A 21852-nucleotide genomic window follows, 5' to 3' on the forward strand; every position below is an offset into this window, starting at 1 on the left:
CAGGGAAACCGTGACGGCCAGAGAAGCGGCGGCTATCAGGGCGGCCGTGATGGTCAGAGAGGCGGACGCGATGGACGCGGCGGTTTAAATATTCCGAAGCCATCCTTCGACAGCCCGGTTGTACAGAAACCGCAGAACAACAAGCAGAATAAGAATAATTACAAGAACGATAAATATAGCAAGATCGACCATGAGGAAGAGATGCACTCCAAGGGAAGAGGCGGAAAGAACGTAAAGAGCGCTGTTCAGCCGCCGCAGAAGAAGGAGGCAAAGGTTGAGGAGATCAAGACAATCACGATCCCGGAGGTAATCACCATCAAGGATCTCGCAGACAAGATGAAACTTCAGCCGTCTGTGATTGTAAAGAAGCTCTTTTTACAGGGCAAGGTTGTCACCATCAATCAGGAAGTAGATTACGAGCAGGCAGAAGAGATCGCGATGGAGTTTGACGTACTCTGTGAGAAAGAGGTTAAGGTTGACGTCATCGAGGAACTTCTGAAAGAGGAAGAAGAGGATGAGAAGGACATGGTAACCCGTCCGCCGGTTGTATGCGTTATGGGTCATGTCGATCATGGTAAAACCTCCCTTCTGGATGCAATCCGCCAGACCAATGTAACTGCAAAAGAGGCAGGCGGTATCACCCAGCACATCGGTGCGTACATGGTAGAGATCAACGGACAGAAGATCACATTCCTCGATACGCCGGGACATGAGGCATTTACCGCAATGCGTATGCGTGGTGCAAAATCCACTGATATTGCAATTCTCGTTGTTGCAGCAGATGACGGTGTTATGCCGCAGACCATCGAGGCGATCAACCATGCGAAGGCAGCAGGTGTTGAGATCATCGTAGCGATCAACAAGATCGATAAGCCGAGTGCCAATATCGAGAAGGTAAAACAGGAGCTTATCGAGTACGAACTGGTTCCGGAGGACTGGGGCGGCAGCACCATCTTCGTTCCGGTATCTGCACATACCAAGGAAGGTATCAAGGAACTGCTTGAGATGATCCTTCTGACCGCAGAGGTTAAAGAGTTAAAGGCAAACCCGAACCGTAATGCGAGAGGTCTTGTCATCGAGGCGGAGCTGGATAAGGGTAAAGGTCCGGTTGCAACCGTCCTGGTACAGAAGGGTACCCTGCATGTCGGTGATCCGATCGCGGCAGGTGCCTGCTACGGCCGTGTCCGTGCGATGATGGACGATAAGGGACGCCGCGTCAAAGAGGCTGGTCCGTCCACTCCGGTCGAGATTCTGGGTCTTAATGACGTGCCGAACGCCGGCGAGGTATTTGTACAGCCGGAGAACGAGAAAGAGGCAAGAAGCTTTGCAGAAACCTTTATCTCTGAGAGCAAGAATAAGTTAATTGAAGATACAAAGATGAAGCTTTCCCTGGACGATCTGTTCTCCCAGATCAAGGCAGGAAATGTAAAGGAACTTCCACTGATCGTCAAGGCAGACGTACAGGGTTCTGTCGAGGCAGTAAAACAGAGTCTGATGAAGCTGTCCAACGAGGAAGTTGTAGTCAAGGTCATCCACGGCGGTGTTGGTGCGATCAACGAGTCCGACGTCAGTCTGGCAGCCGCATCCAACGCGATCATTATTGGTTTCAATGTGCGCCCGGACGCAACCGCGAAGTCCATCGCAGAGCGTGAGAAAGTAGACGTTCGTCTCTACCGCGTCATCTATCAGGCAATCGAGGATGTCGAGGCAGCGATGAAGGGTATGCTTGACCCGATCTACGAGGAGCAGGTAATCGGTCACGCCGTTGTACGTCAGACCTTCAAGGCTTCCGGCGTTGGTACTATCGCTGGTTCCTACGTCCTGGATGGTAAATTCCAGAGAGGCTGCAAGGCACGTATTACCCGTGACGGCGAGCAGATCTTCGATGGTCCGCTGGCATCCTTAAAGCGTTTCAAGGACGACGTGAAGGAAGTTGCTTCCGGATACGAGTGTGGTCTTGTATTTGAGAAGTTCAACGATCTGCAGGAAGACGATATGATCGAAGCATATGCGATGGTAGAGGTTCCGCGCTAGAAAGGCAGAGGGATTCATGCGTAAAAATAGCATTAAAAATACAAGAATTAACAGTGAAGTACAGAGAGAGCTGAGTTACATCATCAGCCGTGAGCTGAAAGATCCGCGGATTCATCCGATGACAACGGTTGTCTCCGTGGAGGTAACTCCGGATCTCAAGTACTGCAAGGCGTATATCAGCGTGTTAGGCAACGAGGAAGCGGCGAAGGATACGATCCAGGGACTGAAAAGTGCTGTCGGATTTGTCCGCACCCAGCTTGCAAAACGCATTAATTTACGGAATACGCCGGAAATTACATTTATTCTCGATCAGTCGATTGAGTACGGTGTACACATGACCCGCCTGATCGATGAAGTAACTGAAAACCTCAGAGACTCAGAATCGGGAGATGAGGAAGAAAATGAGTAAAAATATCTTAGAGGCGTCACTGGAAGGGGCGGAGCACATCGTACTGCTTGGTCACATCCATCCGGACGGGGACTGTATCGGAACGACTCTGGGACTGCTTAACTATCTGCGGGAGAATTATCCGCAGATAGAGGCAGAACTGTTTCTCGACCATCCGGCTGCTAAATTTTCTTATATGAATGATTTTGAGAAAATTCATACCGAGATTGTGCCGGAAAAACAGTTTGATCTGTGCATTACGCTGGATGCCAGCGACAAAGAGCGTCTGGGCGCCTACGCGGTCTATTTTGACAGCGCCGCCAAGACACTCTGTATCGATCATCACAGAACCAATACAGGATTTGCTGAACAAAATTACATCATTCCGGACGCAAGCTCCTGCAGCGAAGTGTTATACACGCTTCTTGATGAGGCAAAGATCAGCAGGGAGGCGGCAGAGTGTCTCTATACCGGAATTGTGCATGACACAGGTGTATTTAAGTACAATTCAACGACCCGGAAAACGATGGAAATCGCGGGCGCGCTGATGGAAAAAGGCGTGAACGCGGCGAAGATCATCGACGACAGCTTTTACCGCAAGACCTACGCACAGAACCAGATTCTCGGAAAAGCGCTGCTTAGCAGTACACGGATTCTGGATGGAAGATGTATTTTCAGTGTGGTTTCCCAGAAAGAAATGGAGTTTTACGGTGTCGATACGAACGATCTGGATGGCATTATCGATCAGCTCCGGATTACCGAAGGAGTGGAATGTGCCATTTTCATCTATGAAAAGGCGTTCAACGAGTACAAGGTCAGCCTTCGTTCCAACGACTATGTCGATGTGAGCAAGGTGGCGGCGTATTTCGGCGGTGGCGGACACATCCACGCGGCGGGCTGCACGATGCAGGGACATCCGAGGGATGTGATCAACAACCTGACGGGACATATTGAGAAACAGATGGATGCCCGTAGGGAGGAATAGGAGGTTCTGTTGCTGATTGCGCTGCCTGCTTTCAGGTGCACAGCGCATGGACGGTAATAGTTCTGATTTTTTAGGAGATTTTATGTTTCACGGTGTGATAAACATTTATAAAGAACCGGGGTTTACGTCCCACGATGTGGTGGCGAAGCTCCGGGGCATTTTGAGACAGAAAAAGATCGGTCATACGGGTACGCTCGATCCGGCAGCGGAGGGCGTACTCCCTGTATGTCTGGGGAAGGGAACGAAGCTGTGCGACCTTTTGACGGATAAGAGGAAAACGTATCAGGCAGTTCTTTTGCTGGGAACCGAAACCGATACGCAGGATATGACAGGAACGATTCTTTCGGAGAAACCGACGGAACAGCTGACAGAACCGGCAGTCCGCGGGGCGGCGGAGAGCTTTGTTGGTCCATATATGCAGGTACCGCCGATGTATTCGGCGCTCAAGGTCAACGGAAAGAAGCTCTACGAGTTGGCGAGAGCCGGAAAAGAGGTAGAGCGGGCAGCGCGTCCGGTGGAAATCTATGATCTTCAGATAGATGCGGTGGAACTGCCGCGTGTGACGATGACCGTGACCTGTTCCAAGGGAACCTACATCCGTACCCTGTGCCATGACATCGGTGAAAAGCTGGGATGCGGCGGCTGTATGGAAAAACTGATCCGCACCCGCGTCGATCGATTTACGATCGGGGACAGCCTGCGCCTGTCCGAGGTGGAAGCGCTGGCGAAAGCCGGTCAGATCGAGGATAGGATCGTGCCGGTGGATGGAATGTTTGAGGACTGCCCGGCGTATGTATCGGAGAGCGAAGTTCTGGATAAGCTTCTGCAGAATGGAAATCCATTCCCGAAGGGGCTGGGACCGAGAGACGGCTGCTTAGTGCAGATCGGAAGCAGTTTGGCTGAACACCAGGTTTCTGCGGATGGAAACTCAGAGATGGTACTTCCGGATTCTGGAATAATCCGCGTCTATGACAGCGCAAACCAGTTTATCGGTCTCTATGCCTATCAGCCGGAGAAGAAACAATGGAAACCACGTAAGATCTTTCTGGGAGGAGAGTAAGATGCAGTATTTTGCCGGAACCAGAGAATTTCAGATAAAAGAGCCGACTGCGGTCACGATCGGTAAGTTTGACGGTCTTCACAGAGGGCATCAGAAGCTGCTGCGGGAAGTGATGCGGTATCGGGAAAAAGGATATAAACCAGCGGTGTTTACCTTTGAGACGGCACCGGGAACCTTGATCCGGGGAAAGCTGCAGACGATGATCACGACCAACGAGGAGCGCGAGGAGAACCTGCGCGAGGCGGGGGTGGAGTATCTGGTGGAATATCCGTTCAACCAGGAAGTCGCACATATGGACCCGGAACAGTTTGTTGCCGAGATTCTGGTCGGCAAGATGGGCGCAAAGGCGATCGTGTCCGGTCCGGACTGCCATTTTGGCTACCAGCGGAAGGGCGATGCTGAACTGCTTCGGAAACTGGCACCGAAATATGGATATGAGGTGTCGATCGTTGAAAAGGCGATGGACGGCGATCGCGAGATCAGCAGCACCTATATCCGGGAAGAGCTGGCGAAGGGAAATATCCGCAAGGCGAATGAACTGTTGGGATACGAGTACCGGATCAGCGGACAGGTAGTACACGGGGAGCATTTAGGTTCCACCCTAGGTTTTCCGACGGCGAATATCCTGCCGGGAATCCAGAAACATCTTCCGGCGTTCGGGGTATATCTCTCCCGGACGGTGATTGATGGTGCTTCTTATGGAAGTATCACGAATATTGGAAAAAAACCGACGATTGCCGGAGAACGACCAGCGGGGGCGGAGACATATATCTATGATCTGGATGAAAACCTGTATGGGAAAAAGATAGAGGTTCATTTTTTGGATTTTATGCGGCCGGAGATGAAATTTTCCGGGGTGGATGAGTTGAAGATGCAGGTTTTGAAGGATAAAGAGACCGGGAGAAAAATGCACGGAGCGGAACGATGAGAGTTCTGCTTCGTGCATTTTTTAAATATGATTCAGGTAGGCAGCTGCTTCCTCTGCCGCCAAATGGATATATTCATTCATTGGTAAATTCTGTGTTCCTACTAAAATATGGCGGCAATAGGAGCTTCCACTGACAGGAATCAGGATTTTCTGGGCGCGGCTTTGTCCGATGGCGGCTACCATGGCGGGGGTGATTTCTCCTAAGAGGGAGTCTGCAATGACGATGCCGATTGGTCCGATGATTAGGTCGGCATCGCGGCAGGCGACGAGAACGGGGTTTTCTCCGGTGGCGCCCATGGCAGCTCCGGCTTTCATCATCGCGGCAGTGGCAGTGGTGTTGGCACCGAGCGCGAGAAGCGGCTGTCCGGGACAGAGTTTATGGATTTCTTCTACGAGAGCGCGCCCCATGCGTCCGCCCTGACCGTCGATGATGACAACTTTTTTCATAATGGATACCCCCTTTCCTTTTCGTAGGATTTTCGTAGGACAAGATAATAAAAAAGAATGTGCCTTGGCACATTCTCGCGCAGGAACGAAAATAAGAGGGTCTAAATCTGCCTTTTGGACAAAATAAACACCCCAGTATATCTTTACTATAATATCATACATTTTGAAAAAAGAAAAGCAAAAAAGATCGATTTTTGTAAAATTTTTTGTTTACAAATAAAGCGCTTTCTATTATAATGCTGATAATGGCTAACTGGGGTCTGGCAGAGCTGCGATTGGCGGAGGCTGTCAGGGTGACGGAAGATCAGACAGACGCGCGTGAAGGCACCGCGGAGGTGCTTGATTTTTAGTTGATCCGGGAGGCCGCTTTTTTAAAGCCAAAAAACAGCAGACAATGAGAGGGAGAAAACATGAGGAGAAATGACATTCACAAAGTATTGATTATCGGTTCCGGTCCAATCATTATCGGACAGGCGTGTGAGTTCGATTATTCGGGAACACAGGCGTGCAAGGCACTGAGAAAACTCGGCTATGAGATTGTGCTGGTCAATTCCAATCCGGCTACGATTATGACGGATCCGGAGACAGCAGATGTGACTTATATTGAGCCGCTGAACGTAGACCGTCTGACTCAGATCATTGAAAAAGAGCGCCCGGATGCGCTGCTCCCGAACCTGGGTGGACAGTCCGGACTGAACCTCTGCTCCGAATTGGCAGCAGCAGGTGTTCTGGATAAATATGATGTTAAAGTAATCGGCGTTCAGGTTGATGCTATCGAGCGTGGTGAGGACCGTATCGAGTTTAAGCATACAATGGAAAGCCTGGGCATCGAGATGGCTAGAAGTGAGGTTGCCTACAGCGTTGAGGATGCACTGGCAATCGCAGATAAACTGGGTTATCCGGTTGTTCTTCGTCCGGCTTACACCATGGGCGGCGAAGGCGGCGGTCTTGTATATAACGTAGAAGAACTGAAGACCGTGTGTGCAAGAGGCCTGCAGGCCAGCATGGTTGGTCAGGTTCTGGTAGAGGAGTCTATCCTTGGATGGGAAGAGCTTGAGCTGGAAGTTGTCCGCGATGCGAAGAACAACATGATCACTGTCTGCTTTATTGAAAATATTGATCCGCTGGGCGTACACACCGGAGATTCCTTCTGTTCTGCTCCGATGTTAACCATTTCGGAAGAAGTGCAGAAACGTCTGCAGGAGAAATCCTACAAGATCGTAGAAGCAATCCAGGTAATCGGCGGTACCAACGTACAGTGGGCACACGATCCGAAGACAGACCGTGATATTGTTATCGAGATCAACCCGAGAACCTCCCGTTCGTCTGCACTGGCATCCAAGGCAACTGGTTTCCCGATTGCACTGGTATCAGCGATGCTGGCAACCGGTATGACTCTGGATGAGATTCCATGCGGCAAGAGCGGCACTCTGGATCAGTATGTTCCGTCCGGCGACTATATTGTTATCAAGTTTGCACGCTGGGCATTTGAGAAGTTCAAAGGCGCAGAGGACAAGCTGGGAACCCAGATGAAGGCAGTCGGCGAGGTTATGAGTATCGGAAAAACCTACAAAGAGGCATTCCAGAAGGCGATCCGAAGCCTGGAGAGAGGCCGCTACGGTCTTGGTCATGCGAAAGACTTCGATAAGAAGACAAAAAAAGAACTGCTTGCGATGTTGCATGTTCCGAGCAGCGAACGTCAGTTCATTATGTACGAGGCACTTCGTAAGGGCGCTACCGTAGACGAGCTGTTCGAATTAACCAAGATTAAACATTACTTCATCCAGCAGATGAAAGAACTGGTAGAAGAGGAAGAAAGCCTGATGCAGTATAAGGGCGAGGTTCCGCCGGTTGAGGTTCTCCGCCAGGCGAAGCTGGACGGTTTTGCAGATAAATATTTAAGCGAGCTGTTAGGCGTTACAGAGGAAGAGATCCGCGATGCAAGAACCAAAGAAGGTATCGTAGAAGGCTGGGAGGGCGTACACGTAAGTGCCACACCGGATTCTGCATACTACTTCTCCAGCTATCACATCAAGGATCAGAGTCCGTGCAGCGACAACAAGAAGATCATGATTCTGGGCGGCGGTCCGAACCGTATCGGTCAGGGTATTGAGTTCGACTACTGCTGCGTACATGCAGCTATCGCTCTGAAAGAGCTTGGATTTGAGACAATTATCGTTAACTGCAACCCAGAGACCGTATCTACAGACTATGATACCTCCGATAAACTGTATTTCGAGCCGCTGACTCTGGAAGATGTATTAAGCATCTATCATAAGGAGAAACCGCTGGGAGTTATCGCACAGTTTGGTGGCCAGACACCGCTGAACCTGGCAGCAGACCTGAAGAAATATGGTGTCAATATTCTGGGTACAACTCCGGAAACCATCGACATGGCAGAGGATCGTGACCTGTTCCGTGCGATGATGGATAAACTGCAGATTCCGATGCCGGAGTCAGGCATGGCAGTTACCGTTGATGACGCATTAGAGATTGCGAATAAGATCGGTTACCCGGTTATGGTTCGTCCGTCCTATGTACTTGGCGGCCGCGGCATGGAGGTTGTTCATGACGATGAAGCGATGACCTTCTATATGAGAGCAGCTGTCGGTGTAACTCCGGATCGTCCGATCCTGATTGACCGTTTCCTGCATCATGCAACCGAGTGTGAGGCAGATGCTATCAGCGATGGCGAGAACGTATTTGTTCCGGCTGTTATGGAGCATATCGAGCTGGCAGGTATCCACTCCGGTGACTCCGCTTGTATCCTTCCGTCCAGAAATCTGACCAAGGATCAGGTAGAGACAATCCGTGATTACACAAGCCGTATTGCAAAAGAGATGCACGTTGTAGGTCTGATGAACATGCAGTATGCAATCGAGGACGGCGAAGTATACGTGCTGGAGGCAAACCCGAGAGCATCCCGTACCGTGCCGCTGGTATCTAAAGTATGCAACATCAAGATGGTAAAACTGGCAACGGATATCATGACTTCCTACTTAACAGGCCGTCCGTCACCGGTTCCGGCACTGAAAGAGAAGAAGATTCCGCACTACGGTGTTAAGATGCCGGTATTCCCGTTCAAGATGTTCCCGGAGGTTGACCCGGTACTTGGACCGGAGATGCGTTCCACCGGTGAGGTTCTTGGTATGTCCACCAGCGTTGGTGAGGCTATCTACAAGGCACAGGAAGCAACCCAGACACGTCTTCCTTCCTCAGGAACTGTCCTCCTGAGTGTCAATGACAAGGATAAGATAGAGCTTATCGAGGTTGCAAGAGGCTTCTACGAGTGTGGCTTTACCCTGATGGGTACAGGCAGAACCTGTGATGTGATGGTAGCAGCAGGACTTCCGGCTGAGAAGGTATGCAAGATCAACGAAGGCCGTCCGAACATTTTAGATAAGATTACCAACGGAGAAGTGGCAATCATTATCAATACCCCGAACGATAAGAAGGGCAGAGGCGATGACAGCTACATCCGTAAGGCAGCTGTAAAGGCGAAGATTCCGTACTTCACCAACATGGCAGCAGCAAAGGCTACCGTACAGGCTCTGAGAAGTATCAAGAAGAACGGACATCTGGAGGTTAAGTCCCTGCAGGAGTTCCATAGCGAGATTCAGTAAATAAAAATAAAAGGGTAAAATCCATTGTTACAGAGTCGTTTCAGTGGATTTTACCGTGACAGTGAATTAATTGAGCTATTATAGAAAAGAGCGTCTGCCCGGCTGTGAATGCGGGGCTGGCGCTCTTTTAATTGCAGATAGGAATTTTCTGAACTGAAAATTCCGTATGATATCGTATCGATAGCAGATTTTGCCGATTTGAAATGCGAAGCATCGGTAAAATCCCGTTGATGTGCACGGAATGAGTGAGCAGCAACGAATATGCCAGCTTTGCTGACCAGAATCACGCGCCAAGTCTCACGGACGTTCGACTTGAAATACGAGATGCAGCAGCCATGCGCCCAAAATGATTGAAAGCACATACACCGTGTTTCCGGCAAAAATTCCAAATTTAGCAGCGATCTGGGAGTACACAATCTGCGTGGTCGCGTAGTACGGCGTGATATAAAACATATCCGCGTTTCCATACGGATGTGAGGTAACATTGATGATGGTTGCGATGACGCATCCGACCGCAAATACAGCTGTAGACTGCCAGAATCCTTTGGCGGTTGGCAGCACCATGCGGGAAAAGGCGATGAGTAGCCCGATGAAGATCAGAAGGATATGCCAGATAAATCCATGCAGGGTCAGCGTCCAGTACGGGTGCATCAGACCGGACGGATCGATGAACACCATGACGGCGCCGAGCAGATTGTAATTATACATAAAAGTGCAAAAAATACGTTGATATTTATGCGGAACAAAGGGCAGCAGCAGGCAGAGGTACATCGGCAGGCTGCAGAGCTGAAATGGAAAATACCACCAGTCGTAGTGCCGGTTGTTTTCTATGTAATAGAGAAAAAGCTGTTTGTAGACCTCGGAAAACGCCAGAAAGACGCCGCAGGCAAAGAGCAGACGCAGGCGGAATGTTTCGGAGCGCGCCCGCAATTTCCATGCGGCAAAGGCGGCGAGCGGGATGCCGATCAGCATAAATACTAAATGAAAGGGAGACCAGACTGCGGGCGGTGTCATGGACCAGGCAGTTAAGGTAAGTAGACGGGAAATCATAAAAAGCCTTCTTTCGTAATAAAACCTAAGGAATGGTTCCGTATCTTGTGAATCATGCTGCAAGCGACCGCGCCCGGCGAGAGAATGTGACAAGGCACATTCTCTTTACGGAAGCAGATGCCCAGTACAGAGAAAACGGTACAGAATAGTTATAGTACGAAATATTAGATTTGCCAAGAATTAACAACAAGATCTGCCCATAATAAGACGATGGGAGATTTACATATTTGCAATTTTTTTCTTTCCAAAGCTGCAAGTTGACAAGCGCCGTCAATTTCCTATATTCTGTAGATATAAGAATCGAGTAAATGATACGGGAGATATACCATGAACCAAAATGAGACCCAATGGGATAGATTTCTGAAAATCCGAACAAGCGGCAGAGATGATTCGCATGCGGATCAATACCGATACCCATACGAACCGACGGCATACGTGGTTCTGGAACGGTTGGCGAACAGCGGATTAATTCGGAAGAATAATACCTTATTGGACTATGGAACCGGCAAGGGAAGAGTCTGTTTTTACTTGTCCTATCAGACAAGGAGTAAAACAATCGGAATCGAATACGATGAACGTATTTATCAGGGGGCAGCAGAAAATAAGGAGACGGCAGTGTCCGGAAACCGTACTTCCTTTATCTTAAGCAGTGCGGAGAACTATGAGCTTCCTCCAGAAGTGGACCGGTGTTATTTTTTCAATCCATTTTCGGTAGAGATATTGCACTCTGTTCTTGCCAGGATATATGAGTCCTATTACGAAAATCAGAGAGAGATACTGCTGTTTTTTTATTATCCATCGGAGGAATATATCAGTTGTCTGATGACGGAGGAACAGCTAATGTTTTATGATGAGATCGACACATCGGATTTGTTTCCGGGCGAGGACAAAAGAGAACGGATTATGATATTTGAGGTGATTTTATGAAGCTTTTATTTAAACAGCGGTTATTTTCGTGGTTTGACAGTTATGATATTTATGATGAGTTTGGCAATACAGTATATGTGGTAAAAGGCCAGTTGTCCTGGGGCCATAAGTTGGTGATATATGATGCAGACGGCAATGAAATTGGAATGGTTGTTCAGCGTGTACTGACATTTCTGCCAAAATTTGAGATATATAAAAAAGGCACCTATATCGGATGCTTGAGTAAAGAATTCTCTTTCCTGATGCCGCATTACAATATTGATTACAATGGCTGGCATATCGACGGTTCGATTATGGAATGGGATTATAATATCCTCGATCAAAGGGGATATTCGGTTGCCAGTGTCAGCAAAGAGCTGTTCCATATGACGGACACGTATGTTATTCAGGTAAATGAGCCGGAATATGCACTGGATGCATTAATGTTTGTGCTGGCGATCGATGCGGAAAAATGTTCGAGGACGTAAGAAAGGGTGCGTCTGCTTTTTGCTACAAGAGCACCGAGGCATTCTTGAATAATGACAGGACGATATGGTGAACACAAAAAAGAAACGAGCATCCCGCTTAAGCAATAGCTGTACGGTAACAAACCCATTTCTTGATTATATGATACATTGAACAGTATTAAATGTCAACGAAAAAAAGCATAAGAAATTTCAATGAAAAGCCAGCCAAGCTATTCATCGGAAAGACCATAGAAAAGCTAGGTTCAGATACACTGATTACTCTCCGTGCGTCCGGACCTGTTTTTTGTTGCTATCGTTTCTTTCAGTTGCCTTTGCCACGCCTGCTCTTGGGAGATTTCAGCATATCAGATTTACGAAGAATGCCCATGTTCGATATGGAGAATGTACAAGCCGCCTGGGAAGAGCGAGATAAGGAAATGTTGAAAGTTCTACTGCATGGGTATGTGTGGAACCATATAGAAGGTTAGTAAAAACATTCTTGAAATTGTTGATTCGTTACAGGTTGACAGTTACTGTCATCTTTGGTTTGTAATTGCATTTTTGTTAGATATAATTGATTTTATGAATTATCAATTGCATTGCAAAAAGAGTTCAGCATATATAGACGTGTATCTTGAAAATGACATTTAGTTTTCTGAAGAAACAAATTATGTGAAACGCGTTTTGGTAATTTTTACGAAAATATAAAGATATTTTGTTGAAAAATCCTATTGAAAACAGAATAATAAAAGTGTATTTTATATATAAATCCTCTTGCTTAATACGAGAGGTAATTTTTAAAAGAATTAGTAAGTGCACTGAACTAATTAAGTGAGTAAGGGGTGTAATATGGAGAAGAATGGAAATTTAGGGCATTTAGAATTAATACGAAAAATTAATCGGACATTGATTCTGAATATGGTCAAGGAGAAACAGCCGATTAGCCGTGCACAGATATCAAAGGCATTAAATTTAAGTAAAACAACAGTTAGTGCGATTGTAGATGAATTAATTAAGAAAAAGCTCCTAGTTGAGTATGGAGACTGTATGTCTCCATCAGGGGTTGGACGCCCATCTACTATGTTGGGATTTAATCCAAAATCTGCGTATTGTATTGGCATGGATATTGGCGGAACAAAACTTTTGTTTTTGATAACAGATTTGGTGGGTAATATTGTGTACGAAAAAAAAATACCAACCAAAAATCAGTTTGAGGAATTAGTCCAGATTGTAGAGGAGTCATTAGAAGCAGCAGGAATTAAACGAGAAATGATATTTGGCATGGGAATTGGAGTCCCGGGAACGGTGGATTCAGATGGAACAGTGGTGCGTGCCAAAGCATTATCGTGGAATCAATTTCCTTTGCAAAGTTTAATGAATGAATATTTTTCATTTCCAGTGTATGTCGGAAATGATGTGAATCTGGCAGCATTAGGTGAACGTTGGATAGGTTCAGGTGAACAGACGGATGATATGTTGTTTATTGCATTGGGAACAGGTATTGGCGGAGCATTAGTATGTGGTGGACAGTTGGTATTGGGGGCTCAAGGAAGAGCAGGAGAATTAGGATATTATTTAGAAAGTTCTGATGTGGAAAAAGGGGAAATTAATAAATTAGGACAACAGGGAATTTTAGAAAAAAAATGTTCTGGCTCGGCACTGGATCAAATTGTTGGTTCGGCAGAAGCATTATTTACAGCATATAGCCGAGGAGATGCCTCAGTAATACCGGTAATAGACAAATTTGTTCGTGATTTTTCAGTTGCGATAGCCAATACGATTAGTCTTTTAAATCCAGAGAAGGTTGTAATAGGCGGTGGAGTTTCTGATTCTATGGGATCTGTGATTCAGCGGATTCGAGAGGAGGTTGGCAGGCTTACGCCAATTCAGGCGGATATTTGTTTGGCAAACTTGGGAGGAAAAGCAGGAGCTCTAGGAGCAATTAATTTTGCTTCAAAAAAAATCGAAGAGCAGGATATACAGGTAAAAAAATAAAATAGAGAAAAATACAAGAGTTGGGAGGCATACATAGAATGAAGCAAACCATGAAGAGCTGTATATTGGAACAGCCAGACACAATTAGAAGAGTTTGCCAAAATGCAGAAAAAGTGTGTGATAGTGTGTATTCTATAGTGGGAAAAGGTCCATTTGATAAAATCTATTTAATTGGTTCTGGAACCTCACTTCATACAGCAATTGCGGCTAAATATGCATTTACAAAATGGTTCAATGCAGAGGTTCAGGTGTTTACCCCATTTGATTTTTTGTATTACTATCCACATTATCGACTAGATGAGAAAACGCTGATTTTAGGAATTTCACAGACGGCACGTAGTATTGGGACGATACATTGTTTGGAAAAAGGAAGAGAGTATGGGGCTAGAACCGTTATGGTAACAGCCGAGCCTGATAATCCTGGCGGAAAAAGTGCTGAGGCGATTTTGGATACATGTACAGGAGAAGAACTGGTAGGGGCCAAAACGAAGGGATTTACTTCGACTATAGCAATGTTGTATTTATATGCTGCGGGATTAGCTGGTAAGGAATTAGACATTTCGTTAGTTCCAAAATGGATGGAGCAAAGTTTGAGATGTACATCTGAAGAAATTGAAGATTTTGCGGAGGAGTATAAATCTGCTCCATCTGTGACAATTATCGGAGGTGGTACTTTAACAGCTGCAGCTAAAGAAGGGGCTCTTAAGGTATTAGAAGGAGTGCGAATCCCGGTAGAGGTATATGATGTGGAAGAGTACATGCATGGTCCGTATCATTGTCTTGAAAAGTGGTCATATTTGATTTTTTTGGTAAACGAGGGACCTGGAGTAGAGCGAATAAAGAGAATGATTCAATTTGCTCAGGAGCATTCGGATCACGTGACAGTTATTGGTTACGAGGGCTTTGAAAAAGAGATTGAAATAAAAGGTCGTTTTATCTCGCTTCCAGGAGGAATGGATGAAATTTTAACTCCATTATTTTACATTATTCCATTACAATGGCTGGCTAATGATGTAACAGAAAAGAAAGGACGTCACCCGGAACAATCAAGATACCCAGAATTTCATAAGATGCTAGGAAGTAAATATATGCCGAAAGTAAATTATTACCAGGGATAGAGATAAAGGAGGATGAAAAATGGCTAAATTGAAATTAGGTGTAGATGTAGGAGGAACGTTTACCGATGTAGTCGGAATAAATGAAGATGGTAAGGTGTATTTTGCAAAAACGCCTTCTACACCTGAAGATCAAAGTATAGGTGTTCTGAACGGAATTAGAGCACTTTTAGAAGAGTTGGGAGTAGCACCAGATTGTGTGACGGGTGTTGCACATGGAACGACAGTGGCTACAAATACACTTTTGGAACGAAACGGCGCTGTAACAGCATTAATAACAACAAAAGGATTTAGAGATGTTTTAGATATTGGTCGCCAGAGCAGACCAGAACTTTATGATTTACATGCTAGAAAACCAGCTTCATTAATTCCCCGATATCTTCGTCGGGAGGCAGACGAAAGAATGGATTATACGGGAACTGTATTGGTGCAGTTGGATATGGAGGAATTAAAGAAAACGATTCATGAATTAATGGAAGAGGGAGCGGAATCCATTGCAATCTGTTTTCTTCATTCTTATGCGAATGATGAAAATGAGAAAAAAGCGTTGGAAGTTATTCGTGAAATCGCACCAGATTTTCCAGTGTCTGTATCTAGTGAAATTTTGCCGGAGTTTCGTGAATTTGAACGAATGAATACAACCGTTATGAATGCATATGTTCAGCCAAGAATGCAGAAATATGTATCCCAGTTGCGTAGACGATTAGATGAAAATGGGATTAATTCTCCATTGACTATTATGCAATCTTCTGGAGGTATGATGACCGATCAGATTGCAGCTCAGAAGAGTGTGAATACGTTATTATCTGGTCCGGCTGGAGGTGTTTTGGCTGCCGAATTTCTTTCCAAGATTACGGATTATCATAATATTATTACTGGAGATCTTGGAGGAACGTCATTTGATGTAGGAATTGTGCAGAATGGTTCTATTGGTATCACAGGTGAAGGAGTGATTGAGGGATTTCCGGTAAAATTCCCACATATAGATATTACTACGATTGGAGCAGGAGGAGGCTCTATAGCATGGCTGGATGCTGGCGGAGCGCTTCGGGTTGGTCCTCGCAGTGCAGGAGCAGTACCGGGACCGGTTTGTTATAGCAAAGGAGGAACAGAACCAACAGTAACAGATGCTCATGCTGTGTTAGGTCGTGTGGGTGAAAAATTGCTAGGTGGAAAAATGCACCTGGATGTGGCGGCTGCACGGAAAGCGATAGAAGAAAAATTGGCCGTAAAATTAAATATGACAGTGGAGGAAGTAGCAGAGGGAATTCTTCGTGTAGCGAATTCCAACATGGTCAGAGCAATTAGAGTTATGACGGTAGAAAGAGGAATCGATCCGAGAAAGTTTGTGCTTCTGCCATATGGAGGAGCGGGAGCACTTCATGCGGTTGAACTGGCAAGAACTCTGGATATAGGAACAGTTGTTATTCCTATCGCACCTGGAAACTTTTCTGCTTTTGGATTATTAGTTGCACCAATTAGATATGATGAAGTATGCACGTATCATAAACATGAAAAAGATGTTTCTTTCGACCATATGGAAGAAAAATTTGAAAAATTAGAGGCTGAAGCAAGAAAAGAAATGGCTCGAGATGGCGTATCAGAGAGTAGCGTAAGTTTTGAGAGAAAAATAGATATCCGTTATTTTGGTCAGGCCTACGAATTAACGATTTCGGTACCCAATAGCCCGGTGAATCAGCTGGTTTGGGATAAGCTTGTGAATGATTTCAGTGATGCACATGAGCGTTCTTATGGATTTAAGAAGAATGATCCCATGGAGTTGGTTAGTTTGCGTCTTTCTGTAGTTGGGGAAATGGACAAAAGTAACTTGTATTCAAAAGGAGAAATTAGCAAGGAACTTCCAAAACCAGAAGAAATTCGAAAAGCTTATTTTATGGGAGAGTGGCTGGATACAGCCGTATATAAGCGAGATGCTTTAAAAGCAGGTAACAGCTTTATCGGTCCGGCAATCATAGAGGAAACAGGAGCTACGTCCGTAGTAGGGCCTGGCGATAAGGTGACAGTAGATGAGAGAATGAATTTGGTTGTGAAGATTGCAAATCATGAGACTGGGAAGATGGAAGCATTAGAAGAGAACTAAAAGGAGGAATGAAAAGATGGATGCAATCACATTGGAAGTTATGCGAAATCGCTTTTTTGCAATTACAGAAGAGATGGGAGCAGCATTAATTCGGACAGCCTATTCCACAAATATTAAAGATAGAAGAGATTGTTCGTGTGCGTTATTTGATGTAAATGGAGAGACGATTGCACAGGCAGAGCATATACCTGTTCATTCAGGAGTGTTGCCTTGGGGAGTAAAGGGAGCTTTAAAGCATATTAACAAAAAAGAACTGAAACCTGGAGATGCTATCATGCACAATGATCCATTCATTGGTGGAACTCATTTGCCAGATATTATTATCTTTTCTCCGATCTTTTTTAAAGGAGAGCTAGTAGCTTTTGTAGGAAATCTGGCGCATCATGTAGATGTGGGAGGAAAGGTTCCGGGTTCGTTAACACCAGATGCAACGGAAATTTTCCATGAAGGGATTTGCTTCCCACCAGTAAAGATAAAAAAAGAAGGAAAAGTAGATCCTGAGATTTTTGCTATGTTTCGCTCTAATATCCGAACAAAATACGAAAGTAGTGGAGATTTGATGGCTCAGATTGCAGCAAATAATGTAGGAGAAAAGCGGTTTGAGGAATTATGTGATGAGATGGGCGTAGAAGTAGTTCTTGAGGCAATTGCAGAGTTAGAGAACTACTGTGACCGGCGAATGGGAGCAGAGTTAGAAAAACTTCCGAAAGGGACATTTGAATTTGAGGATTTCTTAGAGGGAGATGGAATTACTACAACAGAGCCATTAAAAATCAAGGTAACAATTACTACAGGAGGTCCACATATTAAAATTGATTTTACGGGAACATGCCCTCAGGTAAGAGGACCTTTGAATTGTGTTCGTCCGATGGCGTTGGCTTGCATTTATTATGTTGTTCGAGCAGTGACGGATCCCACGATTCCACCGAATTCTGGAACATATCGCCGCTTTGAGGTTATAACACCGGAAGGTTCCTTGGTAAATGCGGTATATCCAGCAGCTACCGGTTCTGGAAATTCTATTACGTGTCAGCGTTTGGTAGATGTACTGCTTGGTGCACTGGCTCAAGTGGTTCCAGAAAAAGTATGTGCGGCTGCTTGTGGATCTATGAATGGAATTCAGCTGGGTGGTTATAATCCAGAAACACATTCGTTCTTTGCTAATGGTGAAACTGTTGGAGGAGGATATGGTGGAATGTGCGATCAAGATGGAACCAGTGGAGTTAATACGCATATGACTAATACCAGAAATACACCAGTAGAAGTTCTTGAAAGAATCATGCCGGTTAAGGTAATACGATATGGTTTAGCTCCAAATTCTGAAGGACCTGGTAAGCACAGGGGTGGATTTGGAATTGAGCGAGTCCTGGAATTCCAGACAGATGAGGTGGACTGCTTTATTGCCTCTGATCGTGTTAATACGGCACCGTGGGGATTGAATGGTGGAAAAGCAGCATTAGGAGCTCGTTTTACAGTAAATAGAGCTGATGGAACGGAAGAACATTTGCCTTCGAAAGCAAGGGTGCGTTTTTATAAGAAAGATAGACTCTATATTCAGACAAGTGGCGGCGGAGGTTGGGGTAATCCGCTTGAGAGAGATAAAAAAGCATTAAAGTGTGATGTGAAAGATGGCTTGATCAGCCAGGAACGAGCAGAAAAAGAATATGGTGGATGTTGAAAAAGGAGGAGTACAATGAAAAAATTAATTGCAACGACAATGGCAGCAATGATGGCATTAACTATAGTTGGATGTGGAGGTAATAATACAGTTGCACTGCAGAGCGATAAAGCGGAAGAAACTACGAAAGCAGATTCAGATGCAACTCATCTTGTTTTGACAACATCAGCGTTAGATCCAGAGGTTGCCCCGGATTATAATCCCTGGGCTGATGGACTACTGAAATTTAAAGAAGAGGTGGAGAAAAATAGTAATGGCCGTTATGTAGTAGATATTTATTGGTATTCCAGTTATGCCAGCGATGCGGAATCCTTTCAGATGATTCAGGATGGGGAGACGGATTTTAACTTTGGTGCCGGAATGTCTAATGTAGATAAGAGATTTGCATGGCAAAGAATTCCATTTTTATTACCTGATTTAGACACAGTGAGGGAAAAGCTTGCTAATCCGAATGCAGAAGGATTTGCTATTAATACAAAGCTTTATGAAGAAAATGGAATTAAACTTTTGGCACAAAACAGTGGCTTACAGCGCCACATCTTTTCGACAGATAAATTGATTAAAGTGCCGAAGGATCTGGCGAATGAAACGTTTCGAACATATGAAGATGCTATTGTTAACGAATTTTATGGCGGTTTGGGAAATATCGCAATTATGCCATACGGAGAGTTATATACATCGCTGCAGAATGGTTTGATTACGGCTACGGATCAGCAGATACCTTCATATATTATTGAAAATTATTATGAAGTAGCACCATTTTATTCATATGTTGGAGCTCAGTGGACTTCGTATAGTTTGATGATGAATTTAGATAAGTTTAATCAGTATAGCGAAGAGGATCAAAAGATATTTGTAGATGCTGCCTGGGCGTGTTCAGAGGCTGAATATGAATCTTATAAAGATATGAAAGCAGACGCAGAAAAATTCTTTGATGAAAAAGGAATTACATATTATCAGCCAACAGATGAGGAATTGAATCAATGGAAAGAGTATGCGGCTTCTCTGTCGGATAAGTGGAGAGAACTGATTGGAGAAGAATTATACAATCAGGTATCTGAGCTGTTTAATTATTAATGGTATGGGGGATGCTGCAAGTGGATTGATATCTATGTTTGTAGTATCCCCTGCTTTTTTATTTACCGTTAAAGAGAGGAGGAACGTGGTGAAATTTTTAAAAAAATTAGATCATATAGTTGAATTTGTGGTTGGAAATTTAGCGGGTATTTTGTTGATTGTGATGATGATTATGGTTAATCTGACAATCTTCAGTCGTTGGGTATTTAATATTAATATGCACGGCTATGAGGAATTGCCAACAATTCTATTTATTGTATTTGTATGGCTTGGAGTAATACTGGTTGTGCGTGATGACAATATGCTAAAAGTCGATTTCTTCTTGAATCTGTGTAAGACGGAAAAGTCAAAAGAAGCACTTCATTTGTTTAGTTTGATTATTTCTACTATAATATGTGGATTATTTATGCCATTAACATTTAATTTAATGATGACACATATTGAACGTAATACGGTGTCTCCAGCTGTTGGATTTAGCATGTGGTGGGTATATGCTTCTGTATTTTTAGGAGCTTTGGGGATGATGGTTTATTATGTGGTGAATGTTTGTAAATCTATAAGGAGGTTACGCACATTATGATATTTGGAATAGCTGCAGTATTAATTTTACTCATGATTTTTTCCGGCGTTGCAGTTCCGTTAGCATTTTTGGGCGGCTCCTTTTTTGTGGCATATATGGGGCTTGGAAGTACAGGAACGTTTGCAACGAATGCGTTTTACATTTTGAACTCTATTTCTATGTTGGCGATTCCGCTTTTTATAGTAGGAGGTTCTTTGATTGAGCGAAGCGGAATTGCAAATGTGCTGATTCGGGTAGCGGATAAGATGCTACATAATGTAAAGGGAGGATTGACGGCCACAATTCCAGTAGTTTCCTGCTTTTTTGGAGCCCTTTGCGGTTCAGCATTGGCAACGGCTAATACACTGTCAACAGCTATGGTGCCAGAATTGGAAAAGAAAGGATATGATAAAGCATATTTAGCGGCATTAATTGCAGCTTCCAGTCCTTTTGGCTTTATGATTCCACCAAATGTAAATGCTATTATTTTTGCATCCGTGTCCTCGGCATCGGTTGGTGCTTTATTTATGGCTACGATTGTGCCGGGATTAATATGGGCAGGGCTCTATTTGATCATTAATCGGATTATTTATATAAAATATTATCATCCAGAATATGCGGGTAAAACAGTTGCATCCGTTTCTGCATGTACTGAAGATAATGAGCCTAAAGAAGAATCAGAAAAAAATGCGCGTGAGACTATAAGCCGGAATAGATTTTTTTTAGAGCTTGTTGTAGCAGTTTTAATGCCGGTAATTGTGTTAGGGGGTATCTATGGCGGCATTTTTACAGCGACAGAAGCAGGTGCAATTACCTGTTTATATGGAGCGATCATGGGAGTGGTAGTTTATAAAAAGCTTTCTCTGGTTCAATTGATGGGCGTTTTTTCTAAGGGAGTCAAGGATGTTTCGGCATTGGTTATAATGTTTCCAATGACTTTGATTTTCAGTCGCTTGATGACACTTAACCATATTCCTGAGTTGGTGGCAGAGTTAATGTTGGGAATTACCAATAATCGTATTGGTCTTATCCTGTTAATAGATCTTCTGCTGTTTTTTATAGGTTTTTTCTTGGATGGAAATGTTATTATTTTGACGCTGGTGCCGCTTCTTACACCGATTGCTACTGCATGTGGGATTGATACAATTCAGTTAGCAGTAATCGTTTTTGTTTCGATCGGTATTGGCTCAATTACACCGCCAATGGCTACTTGTCTGATGGCATGTTCCAGAGTTTGTGATGTTCCGATTCATAAACTTATTAAACCTATTCTTCCATTTTTGCTTTTTGGTGCATTACCTATTTTGCTGCTGGTATCGTTTGTTCCTGTCGTATCAACCTGGTTGCCGGGCTTGTTTTATAGTTTCTAGTCAACGCTATTATAACGAATGGATTGCTTTTATGCGTTTTTTTAGCTGAGGCGCTGAACTATCAAGGTG

At 44.7% G+C, this 21852-nt stretch carries 17 protein-coding genes; 15 read left to right on the forward strand and 2 right to left on the reverse strand.

The genetic code is table 11. From position 1 onward, the window contains the following. The 5 genes from infB to PG862_RS08805 all read left to right on the forward strand — a co-directional run. Positions 1–2034, forward strand: a 2034-nt coding sequence (gene infB, locus PG862_RS08785) for a translation initiation factor IF-2 (protein WP_270707154.1), incomplete at its 5' end; no start/stop codon positions are given. 16 nt (positions 2035–2050) lie between these two features. Further along, positions 2051–2443 carry a 30S ribosome-binding factor RbfA gene (gene rbfA, locus PG862_RS08790; RefSeq protein WP_270707155.1) on the forward strand — a complete coding sequence of 131 codons (393 nt, stop codon included), beginning with the start codon at positions 2051–2053 and terminating at the stop codon, positions 2441–2443. Continuing rightward, complete coding sequence (locus PG862_RS08795) at positions 2436–3407, forward strand: DHH family phosphoesterase (protein WP_118468284.1); 972 nt, start codon at positions 2436–2438, stop codon at positions 3405–3407. The genes rbfA and PG862_RS08795 overlap by 8 nt, the downstream gene beginning before the upstream one ends. 82 nt (positions 3408–3489) lie before the next feature. Then, a complete protein-coding gene (gene truB, locus PG862_RS08800; RefSeq protein ID WP_118523887.1) occupies positions 3490–4467 on the forward strand; it encodes a tRNA pseudouridine(55) synthase TruB in 978 nt (325 codons plus the stop codon). Between the two features lies 1 nt (position 4468). Further along, on the forward strand, positions 4469–5395 hold the full coding sequence (locus tag PG862_RS08805) for a bifunctional riboflavin kinase/FAD synthetase (RefSeq protein ID WP_118468282.1): 927 nt from the start codon (positions 4469–4471) through the stop codon (positions 5393–5395). Between the two features lie 21 nt (positions 5396–5416). Here the strand turns inward: PG862_RS08805 and PG862_RS08810 are convergent, their stop codons facing one another. Continuing rightward, positions 5417–5842 carry a DUF3842 family protein gene (locus tag PG862_RS08810; protein WP_270707156.1) on the reverse strand — a complete coding sequence of 142 codons (426 nt, stop codon included), beginning with the start codon at positions 5840–5842 and terminating at the stop codon, positions 5417–5419. Between the two features lie 410 nt (positions 5843–6252). Here PG862_RS08810 and carB point away from each other — a divergent pair, with 410 nt between their 5' ends. Beyond that, positions 6253–9465 carry a carbamoyl-phosphate synthase large subunit gene (gene carB / locus PG862_RS08815; protein WP_107000573.1) on the forward strand — a complete coding sequence of 1071 codons (3213 nt, stop codon included), beginning with the start codon at positions 6253–6255 and terminating at the stop codon, positions 9463–9465. Between the two features lie 297 nt (positions 9466–9762). On the opposite strand, the gene PG862_RS08820 is transcribed toward carB, so the two are convergent. Then, a complete protein-coding gene (locus PG862_RS08820) occupies positions 9763–10515 on the reverse strand; it encodes a TMEM164 family acyltransferase (protein WP_118696254.1) in 753 nt (250 codons plus the stop codon). A 327-nt stretch (positions 10516–10842) separates the two neighbouring features. Here PG862_RS08820 and PG862_RS08825 point away from each other — a divergent pair, with 327 nt between their 5' ends. From PG862_RS08825 to PG862_RS08865, 9 genes are all read left to right on the forward strand, one after another. Further along, a complete protein-coding gene (locus PG862_RS08825; protein WP_117796223.1) occupies positions 10843–11442 on the forward strand; it encodes a methyltransferase domain-containing protein in 600 nt (199 codons plus the stop codon). Continuing rightward, positions 11439–11909, forward strand: a complete 471-nt coding sequence (locus PG862_RS08830) for an LURP-one-related/scramblase family protein (RefSeq protein ID WP_117796222.1) — start codon at positions 11439–11441, stop codon at positions 11907–11909. The genes PG862_RS08825 and PG862_RS08830 overlap by 4 nt, the downstream gene beginning before the upstream one ends. Before the next feature lie 828 nt (positions 11910–12737). Further along, positions 12738–13883, forward strand: coding sequence for an ROK family transcriptional regulator (locus PG862_RS08835; RefSeq protein WP_117796220.1), 1146 nt, complete (start codon positions 12738–12740; stop codon positions 13881–13883). A 38-nt stretch (positions 13884–13921) separates the two neighbouring features. After that, positions 13922–15001: an SIS domain-containing protein gene (locus PG862_RS08840; protein ID WP_118468274.1), complete on the forward strand. Its 1080-nt coding sequence runs from the start codon at positions 13922–13924 to the stop codon at positions 14999–15001. 19 nt (positions 15002–15020) lie between these two features. Beyond that, positions 15021–17099, forward strand: a complete 2079-nt coding sequence (locus tag PG862_RS08845) for a hydantoinase/oxoprolinase family protein (RefSeq protein WP_118468272.1) — start codon at positions 15021–15023, stop codon at positions 17097–17099. A gap of 16 nt (positions 17100–17115) precedes the next feature. After that, on the forward strand, positions 17116–18777 hold the full coding sequence (locus PG862_RS08850; RefSeq protein WP_118468271.1) for a hydantoinase B/oxoprolinase family protein: 1662 nt from the start codon (positions 17116–17118) through the stop codon (positions 18775–18777). Positions 18778–18792: 15 nt separating this feature from the next. Beyond that, positions 18793–19854 carry a TRAP transporter substrate-binding protein gene (locus tag PG862_RS08855; protein WP_117796218.1) on the forward strand — a complete coding sequence of 354 codons (1062 nt, stop codon included), beginning with the start codon at positions 18793–18795 and terminating at the stop codon, positions 19852–19854. Then, positions 19808–20434 carry a TRAP transporter small permease gene (locus tag PG862_RS08860; RefSeq protein WP_117796217.1) on the forward strand — a complete coding sequence of 209 codons (627 nt, stop codon included), beginning with the start codon at positions 19808–19810 and terminating at the stop codon, positions 20432–20434. The genes PG862_RS08855 and PG862_RS08860 overlap by 47 nt, the downstream gene beginning before the upstream one ends. Then, the gene (locus PG862_RS08865) at positions 20431–21783 is read left to right on the forward strand and encodes a TRAP transporter large permease (protein ID WP_117796216.1); all 1353 of its coding nucleotides are present in this window, start codon (positions 20431–20433) and stop codon (positions 21781–21783) included. Before PG862_RS08860 ends, PG862_RS08865 begins: the two co-directional genes overlap by 4 nt. Positions 21784–21852 lie beyond the last annotated feature (69 nt).

It is taken from the genome of Clostridium fessum, assembly GCF_027698965.1.
Classification (GTDB): domain Bacteria; phylum Bacillota; class Clostridia; order Lachnospirales; family Lachnospiraceae; genus Otoolea; species Otoolea fessa.

Bases quoted from the DNA above. Each gene is read 5' to 3' on its own strand.
- PG862_RS08820 (WP_118696254.1), bottom strand. From the start codon at position 10,515: ATGATTTCCCGTCTACTTACCTTAACTGCCTGGTCCATGACACCGCCC.
- carB (WP_107000573.1), top strand. From the start codon at position 6,253: ATGAGGAGAAATGACATTCACAAAGTATTGATTATCGGTTCCGGTCCA.
- PG862_RS08845 (WP_118468272.1), top strand. From the start codon at position 15,021: ATGGCTAAATTGAAATTAGGTGTAGATGTAGGAGGAACGTTTACCGAT.
- PG862_RS08825 (WP_117796223.1), top strand. From the start codon at position 10,843: ATGAACCAAAATGAGACCCAATGGGATAGATTTCTGAAAATCCGAACA.
- PG862_RS08810 (WP_270707156.1), bottom strand. From the start codon at position 5,842: ATGAAAAAAGTTGTCATCATCGACGGTCAGGGCGGACGCATGGGGCGC.
- PG862_RS08850 (WP_118468271.1), top strand. From the start codon at position 17,116: ATGGATGCAATCACATTGGAAGTTATGCGAAATCGCTTTTTTGCAATT.
- PG862_RS08865 (WP_117796216.1), top strand. From the start codon at position 20,431: ATGATATTTGGAATAGCTGCAGTATTAATTTTACTCATGATTTTTTCC.
- PG862_RS08840 (WP_118468274.1), top strand. From the start codon at position 13,922: ATGAAGCAAACCATGAAGAGCTGTATATTGGAACAGCCAGACACAATT.
- truB (WP_118523887.1), top strand. From the start codon at position 3,490: ATGTTTCACGGTGTGATAAACATTTATAAAGAACCGGGGTTTACGTCC.
- PG862_RS08830 (WP_117796222.1), top strand. From the start codon at position 11,439: ATGAAGCTTTTATTTAAACAGCGGTTATTTTCGTGGTTTGACAGTTAT.
- PG862_RS08835 (WP_117796220.1), top strand. From the start codon at position 12,738: ATGGAGAAGAATGGAAATTTAGGGCATTTAGAATTAATACGAAAAATT.
- PG862_RS08805 (WP_118468282.1), top strand. From the start codon at position 4,469: ATGCAGTATTTTGCCGGAACCAGAGAATTTCAGATAAAAGAGCCGACT.
- PG862_RS08795 (WP_118468284.1), top strand. From the start codon at position 2,436: ATGAGTAAAAATATCTTAGAGGCGTCACTGGAAGGGGCGGAGCACATC.
- PG862_RS08855 (WP_117796218.1), top strand. From the start codon at position 18,793: ATGAAAAAATTAATTGCAACGACAATGGCAGCAATGATGGCATTAACT.
- rbfA (WP_270707155.1), top strand. From the start codon at position 2,051: ATGCGTAAAAATAGCATTAAAAATACAAGAATTAACAGTGAAGTACAG.